Here is a 20,082-nt window from a genome sequence, read left to right on the forward strand (position 1 = left end):
TAATATCTATTCAAATGTAACTTTACTAAAGGCAGGAAGGTCTATAGAAGCAAACTTTCCGTCTTTAAATTTAAATGTTCCCACACTGGCAATCATAGCCGCATTGTCGGTGGTATAGCTAAATTTGGGTATGTATATAGTCCATCCGAAGCGTGCAGCGTGGTCGTGAAAGGCGTTGCGCAACCCATTATTGGCAGACACTCCGCCTGCTACGGCAACGTGTTTAATGCCTGTGTCTTTAACAGCTTTACGCAATTTCTTCATTAAAATGTCTACAATGGTAAACTCTAAACTGGCTGCGAGGTCGTTTTTGTGGTGTTCTATGAAGTCAGGATCGTCTTTTATCCACTCGCGAAGGTTGTAAAGGAACGACGTTTTTAGGCCCGAGAACGAGTAATTGTAGCCTGGAACGTTTGGTTCGGCAAACTTATATGCTTTAGGATTGCCGTTTCTGGCGAGCTTATCTATGATTGGTCCGCCGGGATATCCTAATCCCATCACCTTAGAACACTTGTCTATGGCTTCGCCAGCGGCATCGTCTATGGTCTGTCCCAGTACTTCCATATCGTTATAAGCATTAACTTTAACTATTTGCGAGTTGCCTCCCGATACCAAAAGGCATATAAATGGGAATGGAGGTTGGCTATTATCGTCGTCGTTTTCCTTAATAAAGTGAGCCAAAACGTGTCCTTGCAAGTGGTTTACGTCTATTAGTGGTATGCCCAAAGCCCTTGCAAAGCCTTTGGCAAAGCTAACACCCACGAGCAAACTTCCCATTAAGCCCGGTCCGCGTGTAAAGGCAATGGCAGACAATTGTTCCTTTGTTATGCCGGCACGCTTAAGAGCTTGGTCTACAACAGGCACTATATTTTGTTGGTGTGCCCGTGAAGCCAGCTCTGGAACAACGCCTCCGTACGCCTTATGCACGTCTTGTGAGGCTGTAACATTACTAAGAATCACACCATTTCTCAGTACTGCTGCACTGGTATCGTCGCAGCTACTCTCTATGCCAAGTATATAAATATCCTCGTTTTTCTTCATTATTGTTTTCTTCTTGTGCTGTTTGCGCACCGTCTGTGTAGCCTTTTTATGTTGCTGTTTTGTGTTTTTGGCTTAGTGTGTAAGTATTTCTACCCCGTTATCGGTCATAACAAAGGTGTGTTCCCACTGTGCCGATGGTAGTTCATCGCCCGTTATTACTTCCCAGCCGTATGGGTCGTCGGCATCTATAAACACTTTCCATGTGCCTTGATTTATCATTGGTTCAATGGTGAAAACCATTCCTGGCACCAGCAGCATACCTGTTCCTTTGTGTCCATAGTGTAGAACTTCGGGCTCTTCGTGGAACTTTAAGCCCACGCCATGCCCACAAAGGTCGCGCACAACCCCATATCCGTACTTCTCGGCGTGCTTTTCTATGGCGTGTCCAATGTCTCCAACGAACGAGTAAGGCTTAGCTGCTGCAGCTCCAATGTCTAAGCATTCTTTTGCAACACGCACCAATTGTTCTTTCTCTGGAGTAGTTTTTCCAATAATAAACATACGACTTGCATCTGCAAAATAGCCATCAACAATGCACGTCATATCCACATTTATAATGTCGCCTTCCTGTAAAACGTCTTCTTTTTTGGGTATTCCGTGGCATACCACCTCGTTTATGCTGGTGCAAACACTCTTTGGATAGCCTTCGTAGTTAAGGCATGCAGGTGTGGCATTGTGTTCTTTGCAAAACGCCATACATATATCGTCTATCTCTTGTGTATTCATTCCGGCGTGAATAGCGTCTGCCACAGCGTCTAAGCAACCTGTGTTTACAACGCCAGCACGGCGTATTCCTTCTATTTGTTCGGGAGTTTTTATAAGGTTTCGAGTAGGTACAAGCTTTCCTTTCTTCTCGAATTCCATTATTTTTTTATCCATTTCGGTTGGCTCTTGCCCGGGTAGACAGTGCCACCTTCTCTTCTTAAACATCATTGTTACCGTTTTTAAACTTCATTGCAAAAGTACTATAATAAATGTAAATGGCAAAGGAATTAACTCATTTTTATCTCTTCTGCATCTTGATAGCCAACTACTTGTTTTGTTGAAATTATAGAAGGCTTTTTGCTTTCTCGGTGTATAGTTTTATGGAAAAATATGTATTGTTTTGCAATATAATACTTGATTTAAATCAATTAAATGCAAATAAATGAATAAAAACAGTGAATTATTTGTGGTTTTAAGTATTTATTACTATCTTTGCTACCATCTTAAAAGTAGAAAAAACGTTACTTCTAATAAGTAAGTTGTTATAAATTGTGTTTTAAAAACACTGTATACGATTTTTCTCAGGGGCAGTGATGCTCTTCAAATGTTTATATTTAAGTTTATTAAAGTTTTCTTCAGTTAAAGTTATAGATTAGGTAGAAGACGATTGATTCAGGATAACTTTTCTGTTATTAGCCACTTTTTTCTTCGCCATTTTGGTTCTTTTCCATTGCCTTTTTATGCTTTTAACTTCACCATATCCACTTTTTTCTTCGTCATCTTGGGTTGTATTCTCGTGCTGAATATGGCTTATATTTTTGTTGTATATAGCTTACATTTTTGCTATATATATAATGTGTCGTTTTGTTTTGTTGGTTTTTGTTTTACCATAACTTTTGTTTTCTGTTTCCATTATTATGCTTTCTAAATGCCATTTATATGTGGCTAAAATGTAAAACTTATGTAACTCTAATTTTATGGTATATTTGTTGAAAAGGGCAGACTATACTGATTGTTATCGCACACTATTTTAAAATTAGTTAAAGAGGTGTTTTTTGCCGACAAACATTTTGTTTTTAAATGAAAATAGTGTACATTTACATTCGTTATCCTGAAACAATCTTATATACCTTACTAGCTAATACCCTAATTTATATAATATCTGCGGGCTGCGAAGTCCGCTTTTTTAATTTGTAAAGATACATTCAGCCATTATCGAATCATTTTTTTTACATATCCACCGCCCATTTGTGTGGCAGCAAAAAACATTCTGTGTTTTAGTATTGCCGTATATGCTCTAAATTCAGAACCCCATTTTGGTATTTCAAAAAGGGGGTTTTTGCAATGTAAAAAGGGGGTTTTTGCACGCCAAAAACCATACTTTTGTGGCGCAAAAACCATACTTTTGCATGGTGAATATGTAACATACGGAGAATGAACACGTTGCGAACGTTCCGTGAAGGCATTTCAAATGGTGTGCAATGTTGTTGCGAATACGTATATGCGGGCACGATGAATCGGACCCCTACGGCTGCTTGTGGTTTGCGATAATGCTGCTAACGGATTGCCAAATGTGTCCCAACGGATTGCGAATGCGTTGCGAATACGTATATGTGGGCACGATGAATCGGACCCCTACGGCTGCTAACGGTTTGCCGTAACGCTGCTAACGGATTGCCAAATGTGTCCCAACGGATTGCGAAAATGCAACGAACACCCACGAAATACGCAACGAACACCCACGAAATGCGCAACGAACACTCCCCATTTGGTGGGTGAATAATTCGTTGCAGACGTGTTGTTGTATTATGTTTGTGTGTTTACAAGTTCTTTAATATTTATGTTTTTCAGAGCGTTAAGATAGTTTTTGTGAATAGTTTCCACCTTTTTGTACGCATCTTTTTGCCATGCATATTCAGGCAAATGGTGGTTAAGTTCGGTGCTTTGTGTAGGTTCTGTTCCCATACGGTCCACCAGTTCGCCCACGCTAATGTTGTTAGTGTCGTGCGTAGGAGTGTATGTAACTCGGTTAGTTGTAGGCAAATGGTTTTCGGTAATCAGTTCAATGGTTTTCAATCTGTCCAATATAGCCATTGTAACACGTATAGGAATGCCCGTTTTTTCCTCCAGTTCTAAAGCCGTGTATGGTTCTTCGTCGTTGGCAAAGCGTTGGCAAATGTAGCTTAACACGGTGGCGCTCATTGCAAGAAAGTGGTTATAGCAAACCTTTTTTGGTTCTATAGTGCATTGGTAGTAGTCTAAATTCTGGTTTATATAGCAGAGTTCGGCACAAAAGAGGCATATATACCACGACATAAGCATCCATAACATAAACAAAGGAAGTGCTGCAAACGATCCATACACGGCATTATAGCTTGTTAGAAACACTTGTCCGTGAATGTAGAAACCTTGTAAGGCGAGCATTAAAAGGCTGGCTAGCACAGCGGGTCCTATTGTTTTGCTAAGCTGAACCTTTGCATTTGGCATAAAAACATATAGCACTACAAACATAAAAGTTAGTATTGTCCACGGCAGAAGATAGCGTAGCGAGAAGCGTGCAATGGTTCCGAGAAATAAAAAACCGTTTAAATTTTCTACGAAACTGTAGAGATATATGCTCAGTCCAGACATTATGATGATGCTGATTGGCACCAGAAACATCATAGCGGTGTAGTCTATGAGCACCCTACTGATGGGTCGTGTACCCTTAACCTGCCATATACTGTCGAAAACACGCTCTACTGTGTTTATCAAAGAGAACACACTGTAGAGCATAATAAGTAGTCCGATGCCAATAAAAATGCCTGTTTTGGCATGCGTAAGATACGATTGTGTGAGTGTTAGCAACCAGTTTGCCACTTCGGGTTGTGCCGAAAGCATATCTCTAAACTGCGATTCTATGAACTTACCGAAGCCAAAACCGTTGGCAATAGCAAATATCATGGCTGCAATTGGCACTATTGCCATAATGGTAGAGAACGACAGCTGAGCAGCGAAAGTTATGTGTTCGCGCTCTATAAAGAACTTTATTGTAAGGTAAAACTTCTGCAACAGTCTAATAGCAATACCTTTACGTTTAGACATATACTCTGTTTTTTGCCACATTTCTGTGGTAAAAAAGTTCTTTATTTTGGTTATATCCATCTTCATTCTCGTTCCTTTTTTGTTTCTCAAAGGGTGTGTCTTCTTTACAAAAGTGCAAAGAACACAGTGCAAACTTAATAAAAAAAGGTGAAATTAACAACGATTTCACCTTTTTATATCTATGTATGTTGCAACTTGCCGATAGGGTTTCAGTAAGTTGTTGTATGCCATTTGCCTTAAAGATAGCAGCGAATTGGCATAGATTCAGCGGTTCTTTTTGTCTTGATACATAAAGTAAAGACCTCCAATTGTTGCTATTAACGAAACAAAAATCGATACTATTACTGCGCCCATACTATTCTCCTAACTTCTAATTACTATCCTTTTCCGTTAGGACTTACGGTCTTTTTTGTCTTGATACATAAAGTAAAGACGTCCAATTACTGCGCCCACAAAGAGCAAAATTGCTACTGCTAATGTTCCCATACTATTCTCCTAACTTCTAATTACTATCCTTTTCCGTTAGGACTTACGGTTCTTTCTGTCTTGATACATAAAGTAAAGACCACTAATTGTTGCTAATAACGAAACTAAAATCGATGCTACTATTGCTCCCATACTATTCTCCTAACTTCTAATTACTATCCTTTTCCGTTAGGACTTACGGTCTTTTTTGTCTTGATACATAAAGTAAAGACCTCCAATTGTCGCTACCAGCGAAACAAAAATCGATGCTACTATTGCTCCCATACTATTCTCCTAACTTCTAATTACTATCCTTTTCCGTTAGGGTTTACGGTTCTTTTTGTCTTGATATATAAAGTAAAGACCACTAATTGTTGCTAATAACGAAACTAAAATCGATGCTACTATTGCTCCCATACTATTCTCCTTTCTTTTGTTTTTCGTCTTGTTGTATTAAAATAAGTCCCCAACCTAAGGTCAATATTACGCCAATTACAACGCAAACAAGCACCCATAGGCGATCCATACTACCAAAAGCTGTTGATAATAGCAAAGCTGTTACCATATACTTTGCTATATCCATAAACCATTTTCCTAACTCTTTTTTCATAATGCAAATATATAAATAATTCTTGTATTACGGTTCTTATTCTTAGAAAAAATAGCTAATATCTTTTATTTTGCCCTTCTTTCTATCGCTATTGGTGTTTTATTGCAATATAAAAAAAGCCTCGTTATAAAGGAAAATTCCATATAACGAGGTTTAAAACTATGTGTTATCGTTGTCGGTTTACTTAATTAAGTCTACCGAACGCTTAATAAACTTGTCGAGCGCAGCACCCTTTAGCAATCCGTTTTGCAAGAGAGCAAGGTCTATTAGCTGATGTATGGCATTGTTGTTCTTGGCATAATCGGCTATCACAGAGTTCTTTTCGTTACGCTGTTTTGTAAGTTCGTCCTCTGTATTCTTAAGTTCGTCCTTCTCGTTTTGGGTAACTTCTTCTGGCTTTTTCTTACCCTGTTCCTGTCGTAAGGCAGCTTCGCGCGCCTGCAAGCCCTTAATTTCGCTACGTATAGGCTGCAGTTTTTCGGCAGTAGAAGCATTGCTTTCGTTCAGAATTTGCTTAATAATGGCATGGTCAGAGTTCAGTACAATGGTGTAAGTGTCGGGCATTTGTGCATAGAAACCCATACCTTGTTGGTATTGGCTCATCTCTTTCATACGGCGCATATACTCGTTTTGTGTAGCCACAATAGGCTGAGCGGTTTCGCCAAGTGGTTCTACGTTCACCATAAATTCTGCTTTTTCCACCTTAGGCATCTGCGATTGGAACGCCTGTGTTAGTGTATCGGCATCGTTTTCGCCAAGTTTTTCGCCCTTTGTTTCATCGTTTTTCGCAATAATATGGTCTATAATGTCAGAGTCTACCCGTACAAAACGCGACTTTTCGAGCTTTTGTTCCAACATAGAAAGCATAGGAACGTCTAGCTGTCCATCGGCTAACAGCACCGAATATCCCTTTGCGCGTGCTGTTTCAATGTACGAATACTGTTCCTCTTTGTTGGTTGCGTAGAGATAAACAAGCGTTCCGTCCTTATCGGTTTGGTTGTCTTTAATAAGCGTTTTATACTCTTCGAAGGTGAAGTTCTTGCCATCTACATCGGTAAAGAGCGAGAAATCTTTTGCACGATCGTAGAAATCGGGTTGCGAAAGCATACCATAGTTCACGAAAAGCTTAAGGTCTTGCCACTTTTCTTCGTACTCTTTGCGGTTTTCTTTGAATATTCCGTTGAGCCTATCTGCCACTTTCTTGGTAATGTAAGTAGATATTTTCTTTACGTTAGCATCGCTTTGCAAATAGCTTCGGCTTACATTCAGTGGAATATCTGGTGAGTCTATCACACCATGAAGTAGGGTAAGAAACTCCGGAACAATACCTTCTACCTGGTCTGTAACGAATACTTGGTTGCAATATAGCTGTATTTTGTTACGCTGAAGCTCTATATTGTTCTTCACACGTGGGAAATACAGAATACCAGTAAGGTGGAATGGATAGTCAACATTTAGGTGAATCCAGAACAAAGGCTCGTCGTTCATTGGGAAGAGTGTACGATAGAACTGCTTATAGTCGTCGTCTTTCAGTTCAGCGGGTGCTTTTGTCCATAGCGGTTCCACGTTGTTTATAACGTTATCCTCGTCTGTTTCCACGCTTTTACCGTCTTTCCATTCTGTCTTTTTGCCAAAAACTACAGGCACAGCCATAAACTTACAGTACTTGTTTAGTAGGCTTTCTATTTTCTGTTTCTGCAAAAACTCCTTGCAATCGTCGTCTATATAGAGCACAACATCGGTGCCATGGGTTGCCTTTTCGGTGTCTTCTATCGAAAATTCAGGACTTCCGTCGCAGCTCCAACGTACTGCTTGTGCGCCGTCGCGATAGCTTTTAGTTACTATTTCAACCTTTTTAGACACCATAAAGGCAGAGTAGAAGCCCAAACCAAAGTGTCCTATAATGGCTTCAGCCTTATCTTTGTACTTGTCTAAGAAGTCTGTAACACCCGAAAAAGCTATTTGGTTAATGTATTTGTCTATCTCTTCTGCCGTCATACCTATACCATTATCGCTCACGGTGAGTGTTCCTGCCTTCTCGTCGAGGCTTACACGAACCTTCAAATCGGTGGTTTCGCCTTTAAACTCGCCTGTTGCGGCAAGCGTACGTAGCTTTTGTGTAGCGTCTACAGCGTTAGATACCAACTCGCGAAGGAAGATATCGTGGTCTGAATAGAGGAATTTCTTAATAACAGGGAATATATTCTCTGTTGTTACACCTATTTTTCCTTTTTGCATATTATATATTTTTATTTGTTAATTTCTATCTGCTTGTATCAATACAAATGGTGTGCCAAAATGCCGTAGATGTGCCTTTGCACCGCAAAAATGTTTTGTTTTGCTTTTAATATCTATACTTTCATTATGTGAAAATATCTAACATTATTCTAATTATAACCCTTATTATGCCATATTTTCTATTTATTTTCCTATTTTTGTAGCGGTAAATGGTCTTGCCAAAACTAAATAACAACAAAAAATGGGCATTGTTTTAAATGTCTATATCGTGGCAGACTCATTGAAATACAGTTATTCTCTATGCTTCGAAGAGCTAAAAACTTAGACAAACATAATAGATTAGAGAGACTAAAAATGGTGTAACAATAATTAACTGTCGGACAAAATAGGGTGCGAAAACCAAAATTTCCACACCGCATATCCATTTATTGGCTATATGAATGTAAAGAGAACAGCAGCTCGGGGACAGGTCCAAGTGTACACGGGCAACGGAAAAGGGAAGACCACAGCAGCCTTTGGACTAGCCATACGTGCATGTATGGCAGGCAAAAAAGTGTTTATTGGACAATTTATGAAGTCGATACAATACAACGAAACACGTATTGCCAAGTTCATAGACAACCTTTCTATAGAGCAATTTGGTAATGGTTGCCTACTTACGCGCGCCCCTTCGGCAATAGATAAACAGCACGCTCAAGACGGATTAGCACGGTGTGCAGAACTTCTTAGTTCGGGAGAATGGGACGTAGTGATATTCGATGAAATAACAATAGCACTACACATGGAACTTATTAGCATAGACGAACTTATACAAGCATTAGAAAACAGAGACCCAAAAACCGAAGTTGTGCTTACTGGTCGTTATGCTCCGAAACAACTAATTGCCTATGCCGACCTTGTAACAGATATGCAAGAGGTGAAGCATTACTACACCACCAAAGGAGTGTTGTCGCGTAATGGCATAGACAGATAGGTGTTTAAAAAGCAGCTTACCACTTGTTTTACACATTCCAAAAATAGCTTTTGGTGTGTGCTTACGCCCTTTAGCCTAACACAGCCTATCATACTGAAACACAGCACTATATAGAGGGGGTTTCAAAAACCCCCTTTTTGCGTTGCAAAAGTATGGTTTTTGGCGTGTAAAAAGTAGGTTTTTGCATTGCAAAAGTATGGTTTTTGTTTTTTAAGAGAGTGTTTTTTGTTTTGCAATACATCATACCGCACCCACGAACACCCACAAATGGCATTGCAATACATCGTACCACGCCCCCGAACACCCCCAAAATGGCGTTGCGTTGGTGCTATTTGGCTATATAATATTTACCTATTTTTGGGTATTGCCCACCTTTTTATATCTTACTAACTTTGCATTTGCAAAATAAAAATATTATAAAACAAATTCTAAATGATAATTATTATGAGAAAAAACTACTTTTTGTTGTTCGTGTGCGGACTACTTTTTTCGTTCACCAATGCTATGGCTGCGGTGGGAAATGGTGTAATTAAATTTAAAACAAACACACCAATAGGACAGAAAATGACGATAGAAATGCTTATTTTCGACGGTTTAGACGAAGACGGAGACACAAAAGATAAAGACCCTAACATAGGCGATAACTTCTCTATAGACGGTGCAAGCAACATAAGCGTGGCAGGAATGAAAGTGTTTTTCACAGTAAATGCACCCGAAATAACCATTCATGGCGATGCAGACTACCTATCTATGCCAGCACAAGGTGTAACTTCTATAGACCTAAGTAAGGCTAACGAACTGCGCGAACTACGGGTAAACGAAAATCCAATTACCAGTATCGATCTTTCTAAAGCAACAAACTTAAGCGTGGTTTGGGCAAGCTATTGCAAAGAACTCACCACTGTTAATTTAGAAAACACCCAAAACCTTACAGCAATATCGTTGCAAGGAACACAAATTACGGCACTTAATTTGAGCAATAGTCCTAACATTAGAACTCTTAATGTAGGCGAAAACCAAAACCTAAGAACCATTGACGTAACAAAACTTCTATTTCTTGAGGAGCTATGGGTGAATGGAAACGGCATTGAAAACTTAGATGTTTCTGAGAATCCGAACCTCGAAAGGTTAGAATGTAGCCAGAATAGTCTTACCAAATTAGACGTTTCACACAATCCAAGAATAGAGTTCTTGTCGTGCTGGGGCAACAAGTTGGCTGGCGAATCAATGGATAAACTTATAGCATCTCTGGTAAAAGAAACCGAAGGAAACGAGAGAGAGTTCTGCGTTTACAACAAACTTTACGACAAAGAACACAATTCTTTAACCGTAAAACAAGCCACAGCGGTGAAAGAACGTGGGTGGACACCAAAGCAAGCAACAGGTTCTATGGACCTATTTACGTGGAAAGAGTTTGACGGCGACGATGCTACTGGCATCAGCAACGCCACTATGAATAGCAAAGATAATGGTGCTTGGTACGACTTAAACGGCAGACGCATAGCTCAACCCGTACAAAAGGGCATCTATATACATGGAGGTAAGAAAATAGTAGTCAGGTAACAACACTTTCGTATACAGTAAAAAACCAGAGTTTCCGTGCGCTTTTTGCATGGAAACTTTGGTACTTTTAAATGCATAACAACCATTTGCGAAACACAATTCTGCTATTGTAGAATTGCGAATGTGATGCATTGGCATATAAAAAATGTACAGGCAACAAACCGTGCTCCCTACAATTAAACCCCACAAACATTGTAAATAGCAACAAAAAAATATTTAATATAAGGTGAAAAAACTCTTATTTACACTCCTTGTAAGCCTATTTTGTAGTCAGATACAAGCCCAAATGCGTTGCAAAGTGTTAGAAGCAGGCACACAGCAACCCATTATAGGCGCAACAGTTATGGCACTTAACACAAAAAAAATAGTAGCCGTAACCGACCAAAACGGTTGTTTCCTACTATCAACAAGCTTCAATCAGCAGGTAAAAATATCCTATATAGGCTACAAACCCCTACAAGTGGTGCCCAAACAAGGGGCAGTTTACCATCTAAATTTAGACGTAAACAGTTTGCAAGAAGTGGTTGTTACCGCACAAGAAGGGCGTGGCTTGTCGAGCGTTTCCACCATTAGCAAGCAAGCAATGGAGCATTTGCAGCCCTCAAGCTTTACCGATTTGCTGGAACTTTTACCGGGAGGACGAGCACACGACCCACATCTTAATGTGCCAAACACCATAAATCTGCGCGAAGTGCCCATAGCAAGCAACCAGTATAACACCTCTTCTCTGGGCACACGCTTTATTATTGACGGTGCACCAGTTAGCGTAAATGGAAACATGCAATACCTTTCGGGAGCAGTAGACCGCACATCTGGCAAACGAAACTACACAAATGCAGGAGTAGATATGCGTACTATTTCTACCGACGATATACAAGAAGTAACCATTGTGCGAGGCATTCCGTCGGTGCAATATGGCGATCTTACCAGCGGTTTAGTAAAGGTTAAGCGAACAAAAGGTGGCAATTTCCTCTCCGCAAGGTTCAAAGCCGATATGGATTCGAAGCTGTTTTATTTGGCAAAAGCCTTTGAGTGGCAATCTAAAAAACTATCGCTCAACCTCAGTGCCGACTATCTTGACAACAAAGCAGAGCCACGAAACCTGCTCGAAACCTACCAACGCATCACCCTTTCGGCACGTCTTAACAAACAATGGAACACAGAAACAATGCGCTATAACGCCTCGTTGAATGTAGATTATGGTGGTTCGTTCGACAACGATAAGGTAGATCCAGAGTTCAACCATGGGGGAATAGACAAGTATAAGTCTACCTACAACCGCTATGCAACCAGTTTTTTGTTTGCCATAAATAGCAAAAACAATAAAACTTTCTTTACCAATGGCGAGCTGTCGGCATCGTTTTCGTACGAACGAAACCGCTTAGAACGCACCAAACTTGTACAGTTAGACGGCGACACACCCGCAGCAACAACCATGACAAACGGCGAAAGCGATGCCGTGTTAATATCTCCTTACAAATATACCGCCACACATACGGTAGACGGAAAACCCATTAGCGTGTATCTAAAAGCCAATGCCAACTTTACACTACCCATAAAAGGACTCTCTAACACTATGCTTGTGGGAACCGATTACCAGATGGATCGCAACCTTGGAGAGGGTCAAATGTTCGACCGTTTGCACCCCGTTTACACCGGAGCATCGTATCGTCCGCGCCGATATGCCGACATTCCAGCCTCGCAAACATTGGCTGCTTACATAGAAGAAACCCTTAGTAAAGGCATAGGAAACCACAAATTAGACATAGAAATGGGCGTGCGAGCCGAAACAATGCTGGGTATAAGTAAACGTTTTGCCATATATAATAAGGTGAATATAGACCCACGACTGAATGCAGGGTGGACTTTTCCATCGTTTAACCTGTGCCAACGCCCCATAACAGTGAGCCTTTCGAGCGGAATAGGCTGGCAAAGTATGTTTCCAACCATAGATTTGCTCTATCCAGAACCCACCTATATGGACATAGTAGAGCTGAACTACTATCACGAAAACCCACAATACAGGCGTATGTACCTACAAACCTACGTGGTAGACCCTACTAACACGGCACTGAAAGCGGCACGAAACCTAAAGTGGGAAGCCAAAACAGATGTGGAATGGGGTGGAAACAGGCTCACACTAACCTATTTTGTGGAAGACATGAAATCGGGTTTTCGCACTATGGAAGTATATGCTCCATACGCTTATAAGGAGTTTGATGCCTCTGGAATAGACCCCGATGCACTTACAAACCGTCCCGATATTAGCACATTGCCCTACCAAACAAAGCGCGTAATGCGGGCTTACGACCACGCTTCTAATGGTAGTAGAACCTATAAACAAGGTTTAGAGTGGGTGCTATCCACAGTTCGCTTTCCTGTTATCAATACTAGGCTCACCATAACAGGGGCTTGGTTTCGCACCGAATACCACAATTCGCAACCCATAATGTACAAACCTGCTAAGATGGTGGGTGGCGAACCACTCGAAATAGTGGGCATATACAAAGACGACGATGGCTTTATAAGAGAAATGGTAAATACCAATTTCACCTTCGATACCACCATTCCAAAACTCAAATTGGGCTTCTCGCTATCGGCACAATGTGTTTGGCTCACCGCAGAACAGTCTATGCGGAAAGAAAATATGCCGTTGAAATATATGGATACCAACGGAAACATACACCCATACACCGAAACCGACACACACGATACCTACTTACAATATCTCGTTAGAACCTATACCGATGGAATGTTTACCCGACAAACCGTTCCATTTAGTATGGATTTGAACCTGAAGGCTACCAAAAAACTCTTCAACAACAAGCTTATGGTGGCACTATTTGTAAACAAACTGTGGGACATACACCCCGATTACAAACGCAACAACTTTGTTATAAGACGATATGTAACACCATATTTCGGACTGGAAATGAACGTAAAACTATAGAAAAATACGGAAACGCACACCGTGTGCCTATCCAAACACATAAAAACAAACCCTACAATGAAATGCTTATTCTATATTATGGTTGTGCTTATGCTACCCTTACTGGCAATAAGGTGTACACAAAAAGACGACGACTACTATACGCAAGCAATGGTAACACTGCAAGTTCCCGACACTATAACACCCATAGAAATGCAAGGAACTGTGGTGCTTAAAAACCTATCGAATGGCAGAAGCTACACCGTTTCCACATTTCAAGAAAACACTGCCACCATTAACGTGTTGCGAGGAGCATATATGATGGACGCCGAAGGTACCATACGATACCGAATGGCAGACGGAACAGAAGGCGTAAAATACTATAGAGCATCGGAAAACTATATAGAAATTGTTGCTCACCCCACACAAATACGCACCAATATACTATTTATGTAAAAACAATAAACTATTGGTATGTATAAACTATATAATTCCTGCAAAAACAAAAACCCCCTTTTTGCAAAACAAAAACTACCTTTTTGCACGCCAAAAACTACCTTTTTGCAATGCAAAAACCATACTTTTGAAATTCAACCACCTACTTATGTAAATACGAAATGAGAAGATACCTATTTATAACCCTTTGTTGTTGTTTGCTGTTTTCGCCCATAAGAGCACACGAAAAAGACACTATAGCAATTGCCGAACACCAAAACCAGTGGACAAAAGTGTTAGACAACGCCCTGCACAACCCAGCTTTTATGCACAACGTGTACACCACATCGCTATCGGAAATGTATCTGAACCTGAACTATAAACATGCCAACATTCCACAACAACCACAATTGGGCAATGCACACACACTGGGCAATGCAACCGTAAGCTCTTATTTGCATCTCAATGCTACCACTACCGTATGGGGAGGAGCATCTTACAAAACAGGAAAAATACGCAATATACGTTTCAATTCCACCTCCGACTACGAACAACTATACCCATACGTAATGGCAGATACCATTGGAGGAGACCTGCAAAACGAGCAATATGCCTTTTACGGAGGCTATGCCGTGAAGCTGAAACAATGGACCTTTGGAGCAAAAATAAACTTTAGAGCCGAACACGAATACCGAACCATCGACCCCAGACCACGAGGAATAGCAACCGATTTGACCCTACGTGTGGGACTGGCTCGTGCTTATGGAAACTACAATATAGGGGCAGGAGTGGGTATGCACACCTATAAACAAACCAACAATGTAGACTTTTACAACCCTTTGGGCGTAGTTCCAGAATACCACATGACGGGACTTGGAACCAACTATGTGCGCTTTGCAGGTGCAATACGCTCGTCGTACTATAAAGGAACAGGCACCATTGCCGACCTACAGCTAACTCCATTAAACACCAGTGGCGCATATTTGTCAGTCGAAGGAACATATATGCCTTACAACAACATACTTACCGAACTTAACGCACTACCCATTAGCAAACTCGAAGTTACCACTATGGCAGCACAAGCAGGCTGGAAACACGAAGGAAAATGGCGGTGGGCACTCTTCGCAGGATACCGTACGGAACACCGGCGAGGTAAAGAACACATAGCAGGAAGCTCGTCGAGCACCGAATATAAGTCGCTTATAACACTCTCAATGTACCAAAACAACAAAGCCGACTACCATTTGGGCGGAGCATTAAGCACAGGCAACCAATCGAAAATAATGCTTAACGCACAGTTAGGGTGGCTAAACGACTATTCGGAATACATAGATTTGCGACGCGAAATGGCATTTGCAAAAACCTACGGACGGCTCGGTTGGCAGTGGTTATGGTGCAACAAAACACAACAAAAACACCAAAACACAGCACAATGGCAAATAGAATGGAACACAAATGCTGCCTATTTCCACAACAACTCTAAACGAATTGTTATGCCATACGCCATTATGGATAAGCAAATAACACAACTTGTAAACAACATATATGCCACCAAAACAGCGCATCTCTGGACTTTAGCAACACAATGCACCGTCTATCATCAGCCCAAACAGTGGAAAGGGGTAGGCGTTTTCCTAAAAACAGCCTTCGCTTATAGCCATTCTGCCTTGCTACATCAGGTAGAAACAAACGTTGCAATGGGCGTAACCTTCTAACAAAAAACCCATTATAACAACACAATATAACAATGAATATAAACAAAAACAGCCAAAAGCAAAACCCAATATTAGCACTATTTGCAATGCTTTGCATAGCTTTCGCATCGTGCACAAACTATAACGACAACGGCATAGAACCCCAAATAGCAAACCATAGCCTTGCGCTCACCATACCACTCAATATAAATGGCGCAACACTAACCCAAGCAACAGCCGTGCTAACCAATGTAGAAACCGGCAAACAATATACCGCTACCAACTTTAAACCCGCTGGAAAGAGGTTCGAAACCACAGTTTCTATACCCGAAGGCAACTATAACATAGCCGTAAAAGGCACTATAAACTATAAATTAAACAACCAAAACATAGCCGCAAAGGTAAAAGCCGAATGCCAAAACATAGCCATTAGCGCAGCCGAACCCCAAAAAACAACCCAAATAGCCCTAAATGTGTATTCTGCACAAGAGGGATTTGTAATATCAGAAATATTCTTTACCGGCACAACAACCCCCGATGGGTTTATGTATACCGACGATCAGTACATCAAAATAGGCAATAATAGCGACACAACAATGTATGCTGACGGCATAGCTTTCATAGAATCGTTCTTCACAAGCGACGATAAACACGACTATCAACCCGATATTAGGAACGAAGCAATGACCATTTCTGCCATCTATGTCATACCCGGCACCGGACACGATGTACCAGTTCTGCCCGGAAAAGAACTACTTATAGCTCTCACCGCCATAGACCATCGTCCCATAAACCCTAACTCTTTCGACCTGAGAAAGGCAGATTTTGAAATCTACGACAAGTCTTCGCACCCCGAAGGAGACCAAGATAACCCCAAAGTACCCAACCTTTTAAACTGGTATGCTAACTTTAATGGAACGTTTGTAATGCACACTCGTGGAGTAAAAAGCTACGCATTGGCTCGCCCAATGGTAGACCAAAGCACATATACAAAGCAATATAGATACAAATTTGGCTACATTTTTAAACAAGGAGACATAGTGGTGCCAATGAACGAAAACGAATATTTTATGCCAAATGCGTGGATAATAGATGCCGTAAACCTTGCCGTTCCCACCGTATACGAGTGGAATATAATATCGGCAAGGCTAGATAAGGGCTTCACTTACTGTGGAAATGTAGACTTTGATGAGGCTCGTTACAACAAAGCTGTGGTAAGAAAAAGAAACGAAAATGGGTGGATTGATACCAATAACTCTACCAACGACTTCACGCCAAACGCTGTTCCATCGTGCTCAAAGATGCCTTAAACAACATAAAAGCTGGCAAAACAAACCACAATAACAATATAAACAAAACATAAAAAGCAAAATATGCAAAACAAAATGAAACACTTTCTAACCATTGTAGCACTTTTCTTTGCATGCAATATATATGCACAACAAGGAAAAATAGATAACGATAACACCATAAGAAAGGGCATTTTGCCGAACGGAATGACCTATTATATACGCCATAATGCACAAACTAAAGGCGTAGCAGACTTCTATATTGCACAGAAAGTTGGCTCTATTCTCGAGGAAAAACGCCAACGCGGACTGGCACACTTCCTAGAACACATGGCATTTAACGGCACAAAACACTTCCCAGGCAACACTTTGCAACCCGGAATAGTAGCTTGGTGCGAAAGCGTAGGCATTAAGTTTGGTGCCAATCTTAATGCTTATACCAGCGTAGACCAAACTGTTTACAACATATCGGCGGCACCTGTAACACGCGAAGGCGTAATTGATTCGTGCCTATTAATACTAAACGACTGGAGCCACGAACTACTTTTAACCGACAAAGAGATAGACAAAGAACGGGGAGTGATAGAAGAAGAATGGCGAACACGCCGCTCTGGTATGGCTATGCAACGACTTTCAGAACAAGCTATGCCCGTTATTTATGCCGGAACAAAGTATTCTGACTGCATGCCAATAGGCAATATAGACATTGTTAGAACATTTCCTTACAACGATTTACGCGACTATTACAGCAAATGGTACCGTCCAGACTTGCAAGCTATTATAGTTGTGGGAGACATAAACGAGGATAAAATAGAAGAAAAAATAAAAAAACTGTTTGCTAAAATACCACTTCCACAAAATCCCGCACACCGCATTTACTACCCAATAGGTAACAACGAGAAGATGATACTATACACGGCTACCGACAAAGAACAGCCTACCGTGAATTTTACACTATACATGAAACGCGATGTAACACCAAAACAAGAACGAAACACCATACAAAACTATGCCGACGACTACAAAACTAACATTCTGAGAATGGCTATTAACGACCGATTAGAAGAGTTGAGCAGAACAAAAAACGCTCCTTTTATATCGGCATCGGTACGAAGTGGCAACTTCTTTCTGGCATCTACAAAAGATGCTTTCGAGCTTTCGGGCGTACTAAAAGAGGGAAAAGCCATCGAAGCAATACAACTTCTGGTGGGAGAAGTGGAACGTGCACGTGCCAACGGCATAACTATAGATGAACTGAAAAGGGGAAAAGCCGAAATGCTATCGTATGCAGAGAACGACTATAACGACCGTTCTAACAGGCGAAATGGCGAATTTGTGGAACAATGTGTGCAGAACTTCCTCGAAGAAACACCCATTATAGAACCTGAAAAAGAACTCGAAATAGTGCGAAAACTCGACAAAACGGTTACCATAGACGATGTAAACGCACTGGCAAAAACTATTATTACAAACCAAAATCAGGTGGTAACAATGTTCGGACCAGACAAAAATACCTTTAAAATGCCTACTAACAGTAGCATAGAAAATGCTATTTTAAAAGCTCAAAAACAACACTACACACCATATAAAACACAAAACACACTAACAGAAAGGCTTATAACAAAACTGCCAAAACCTGGTAGCATAATATCGGAACGTACCTACAAATATGGATATACCGAATTTACACTATCTAACGGACTGAAAGTTTATGTGCGACCAACCAACTTTGAACCCGACGAAGTGAACCTAAAGCTATTTAGTTTAGGAGGAAAAAACATATATCCAGATAGCGAAATGCCAAACTTAACCTATCTTATGGCTGGAGCTACCATAGGAGGGGTGGCACAATACAACGACCTTACCTTAGAAAAAATGCTGGCTGGGAAAACCGCAACCGTAACTCCTTTCATTGATAACGATACTCGAGGCATGGCAGGAACATCGAATGTGAAAGACACAAAAACGCTTCTCGAACTGGTGTACCTATACTTTACACAGCCCAGAAAAGACCCACAAGCGTTTAAAAACCTAATGGAACAACAACAAGAGTTCCTTACTAACGCACACGTAAACCCAATGTTGGCATACAACGACACACTACACAAAGTGGCATACGCTACCAACAGAATGGCATCGATGGACAAAGAACAACTGAAAAGGGTGAACTACAACCGCATTATGCACATTTATAAAGAACTGTTTGCTAATGCTGCCAACTTCAAACTTATTCTTACGGGAAACATAAACATAAACAAACTGAAACCATTGCTATGTCAATACATTGCAACACTGCCATCTAACAACACAAAAGAAACCATTGGTACGTATGAACCAAAGCTTGTTGATGGCAAAAAAACATACGTTTTCCATAAAAAACAAACTACTCCTACTGCCATTACTACCATTGTGATAAAAGGAAAAATGGAATACAACAACCGAAACGAATTACTAATGGACGCCATAGGACAACTGTTGCGCATTGTTTACACCGAAAAGGTGCGCGAAGATAAGGGAGGAACGTATAGCGTACAGGTATCGGGCAACTTGCAACACCACCCCAACGATGAGGCTTTGCTACGAATTGCATTCCAAACAGACCCACAAAAATATAACGACCTAATACCTATTGTATACAAAGAATTGGAAAAAATGGCTACCGAAGGACCATCGCAGCAAGACCTCGATAAGGTAAAAGCATACGAACTAAAGGTGTATAACCAAGTGTTGCGTATGAATAACTATTGGGAATATGTGCTCTACACCGACCTATACAATGGAATAGACGTAGATACAGACTTCCGTTACATTGTAGAAAATATGACTTGCGACGACATTCGTACCACTCTTCGCAATCTGCTAAACCAGAACAATTGCATAGAAGTTACAATGACGCAACCCACAACCCCTGCAAAGTAAAACCATTTTCTAGCATCTGCAAAAACGTCTACCATTATAGCGAAAAACAAAAACCCCCTTTTTGCCGTGCAAAAGTATGGTTTTTGGCGTGCAAAAAGGGGGTTTTTACATTGCAAAAGTATGGTTTTTGCATTGCG

Annotated in this window: 12 protein-coding genes; 7 read left to right on the forward strand and 5 right to left on the reverse strand. The window is 40.8% G+C overall.

The window, feature by feature from the left end:
• Window positions 1-6 precede the first annotated feature (6 nt).
• From tsaD to htpG, 5 genes are all read right to left on the reverse strand, one after another.
• The gene (gene tsaD / locus HMPREF9144_RS09655; protein ID WP_040595847.1) at window positions 7-1,041 is read right to left on the reverse strand and encodes a tRNA (adenosine(37)-N6)-threonylcarbamoyltransferase complex transferase subunit TsaD; all 1,035 of its coding nucleotides are present in this window, start codon (window positions 1,039-1,041) and stop codon (window positions 7-9) included.
• 72 nt (window positions 1,042-1,113) lie between these two features.
• On the reverse strand, window positions 1,114-1,974 hold the full coding sequence (map, locus tag HMPREF9144_RS09660; protein WP_006045817.1) for a type I methionyl aminopeptidase: 861 nt from the start codon (window positions 1,972-1,974) through the stop codon (window positions 1,114-1,116).
• A 1,578-nt stretch (window positions 1,975-3,552) separates the two neighbouring features.
• Window positions 3,553-4,896 (reverse strand): YihY/virulence factor BrkB family protein, encoded by a 1,344-nt coding sequence (locus tag HMPREF9144_RS09670; protein WP_006045820.1) that lies wholly within the window; start codon window positions 4,894-4,896, stop codon window positions 3,553-3,555.
• Between the two features lie 817 nt (window positions 4,897-5,713).
• Window positions 5,714-5,905 (reverse strand): DUF6722 family protein, encoded by a 192-nt coding sequence (locus tag HMPREF9144_RS09675; protein ID WP_006045821.1) that lies wholly within the window; start codon window positions 5,903-5,905, stop codon window positions 5,714-5,716.
• Window positions 5,906-6,085: 180 nt separating this feature from the next.
• Complete coding sequence (htpG, locus tag HMPREF9144_RS09680; protein WP_006045822.1) at window positions 6,086-8,143, reverse strand: molecular chaperone HtpG; 2,058 nt, start codon at window positions 8,141-8,143, stop codon at window positions 6,086-6,088.
• 436 nt (window positions 8,144-8,579) lie between these two features.
• Here htpG and HMPREF9144_RS09685 point away from each other — a divergent pair, with 436 nt between their 5' ends.
• The 7 genes from HMPREF9144_RS09685 (at window position 8,580) to HMPREF9144_RS09715 (ending at window position 19,945) form a co-directional block, all read left to right on the forward strand.
• Entirely contained in the window at window positions 8,580-9,116 is a 537-nt protein-coding gene (locus tag HMPREF9144_RS09685) for a cob(I)yrinic acid a,c-diamide adenosyltransferase (RefSeq protein ID WP_006045823.1), read from the forward strand.
• Window positions 9,117-9,548: 432 nt separating this feature from the next.
• Window positions 9,549-10,679, forward strand: a complete 1,131-nt coding sequence (locus HMPREF9144_RS09690) for a leucine-rich repeat domain-containing protein (protein ID WP_006045825.1) — start codon at window positions 9,549-9,551, stop codon at window positions 10,677-10,679.
• A gap of 286 nt (window positions 10,680-10,965) precedes the next feature.
• Complete coding sequence (locus HMPREF9144_RS09695) at window positions 10,966-13,629, forward strand: TonB-dependent receptor (RefSeq protein ID WP_112316966.1); 2,664 nt, start codon at window positions 10,966-10,968, stop codon at window positions 13,627-13,629.
• A gap of 57 nt (window positions 13,630-13,686) precedes the next feature.
• A complete protein-coding gene (locus tag HMPREF9144_RS09700) occupies window positions 13,687-14,064 on the forward strand; it encodes a hypothetical protein (protein ID WP_040595746.1) in 378 nt (125 codons plus the stop codon).
• A 161-nt stretch (window positions 14,065-14,225) separates the two neighbouring features.
• Window positions 14,226-15,758, forward strand: a complete 1,533-nt coding sequence (locus HMPREF9144_RS09705) for a DUF6850 family outer membrane beta-barrel protein (protein ID WP_040595748.1) — start codon at window positions 14,226-14,228, stop codon at window positions 15,756-15,758.
• A 32-nt stretch (window positions 15,759-15,790) separates the two neighbouring features.
• Window positions 15,791-17,047 (forward strand): DUF4876 domain-containing protein, encoded by a 1,257-nt coding sequence (locus HMPREF9144_RS09710; RefSeq protein WP_006045832.1) that lies wholly within the window; start codon window positions 15,791-15,793, stop codon window positions 17,045-17,047.
• Window positions 17,048-17,122: 75 nt separating this feature from the next.
• Window positions 17,123-19,945, forward strand: coding sequence for a M16 family metallopeptidase (locus HMPREF9144_RS09715; protein ID WP_040595853.1), 2,823 nt, complete (start codon window positions 17,123-17,125; stop codon window positions 19,943-19,945).
• The last annotated feature ends 137 nt before the right edge of the window (window positions 19,946-20,082 follow it).

The sequence above is a fragment of the Prevotella pallens ATCC 700821 genome (assembly GCF_000220255.1).
Classification (GTDB): Bacteria; Bacteroidota; Bacteroidia; order Bacteroidales; family Bacteroidaceae; genus Prevotella; species Prevotella pallens.

What these genes read in the sequence shown, in the direction of transcription:
- tsaD (WP_040595847.1), bottom strand. Translation starts at nt 1,041, where the DNA reads ATGAAGAAAAACGAGGATATTTATATACTTGGCATAGAGAGTAGCTGC.
- map (WP_006045817.1), bottom strand. Translation starts at nt 1,974, where the DNA reads ATGATGTTTAAGAAGAGAAGGTGGCACTGTCTACCCGGGCAAGAGCCA.
- HMPREF9144_RS09670 (WP_006045820.1), bottom strand. Translation starts at nt 4,896, where the DNA reads ATGAAGATGGATATAACCAAAATAAAGAACTTTTTTACCACAGAAATG.
- HMPREF9144_RS09675 (WP_006045821.1), bottom strand. Translation starts at nt 5,905, where the DNA reads ATGAAAAAAGAGTTAGGAAAATGGTTTATGGATATAGCAAAGTATATG.
- htpG (WP_006045822.1), bottom strand. Translation starts at nt 8,143, where the DNA reads ATGCAAAAAGGAAAAATAGGTGTAACAACAGAGAATATATTCCCTGTT.
- HMPREF9144_RS09685 (WP_006045823.1), top strand. Translation starts at nt 8,580, where the DNA reads ATGAATGTAAAGAGAACAGCAGCTCGGGGACAGGTCCAAGTGTACACG.
- HMPREF9144_RS09690 (WP_006045825.1), top strand. Translation starts at nt 9,549, where the DNA reads ATGATAATTATTATGAGAAAAAACTACTTTTTGTTGTTCGTGTGCGGA.
- HMPREF9144_RS09695 (WP_112316966.1), top strand. Translation starts at nt 10,966, where the DNA reads ATGCGTTGCAAAGTGTTAGAAGCAGGCACACAGCAACCCATTATAGGC.
- HMPREF9144_RS09700 (WP_040595746.1), top strand. Translation starts at nt 13,687, where the DNA reads ATGAAATGCTTATTCTATATTATGGTTGTGCTTATGCTACCCTTACTG.
- HMPREF9144_RS09705 (WP_040595748.1), top strand. Translation starts at nt 14,226, where the DNA reads ATGAGAAGATACCTATTTATAACCCTTTGTTGTTGTTTGCTGTTTTCG.
- HMPREF9144_RS09710 (WP_006045832.1), top strand. Translation starts at nt 15,791, where the DNA reads ATGAATATAAACAAAAACAGCCAAAAGCAAAACCCAATATTAGCACTA.
- HMPREF9144_RS09715 (WP_040595853.1), top strand. Translation starts at nt 17,123, where the DNA reads ATGAAACACTTTCTAACCATTGTAGCACTTTTCTTTGCATGCAATATA.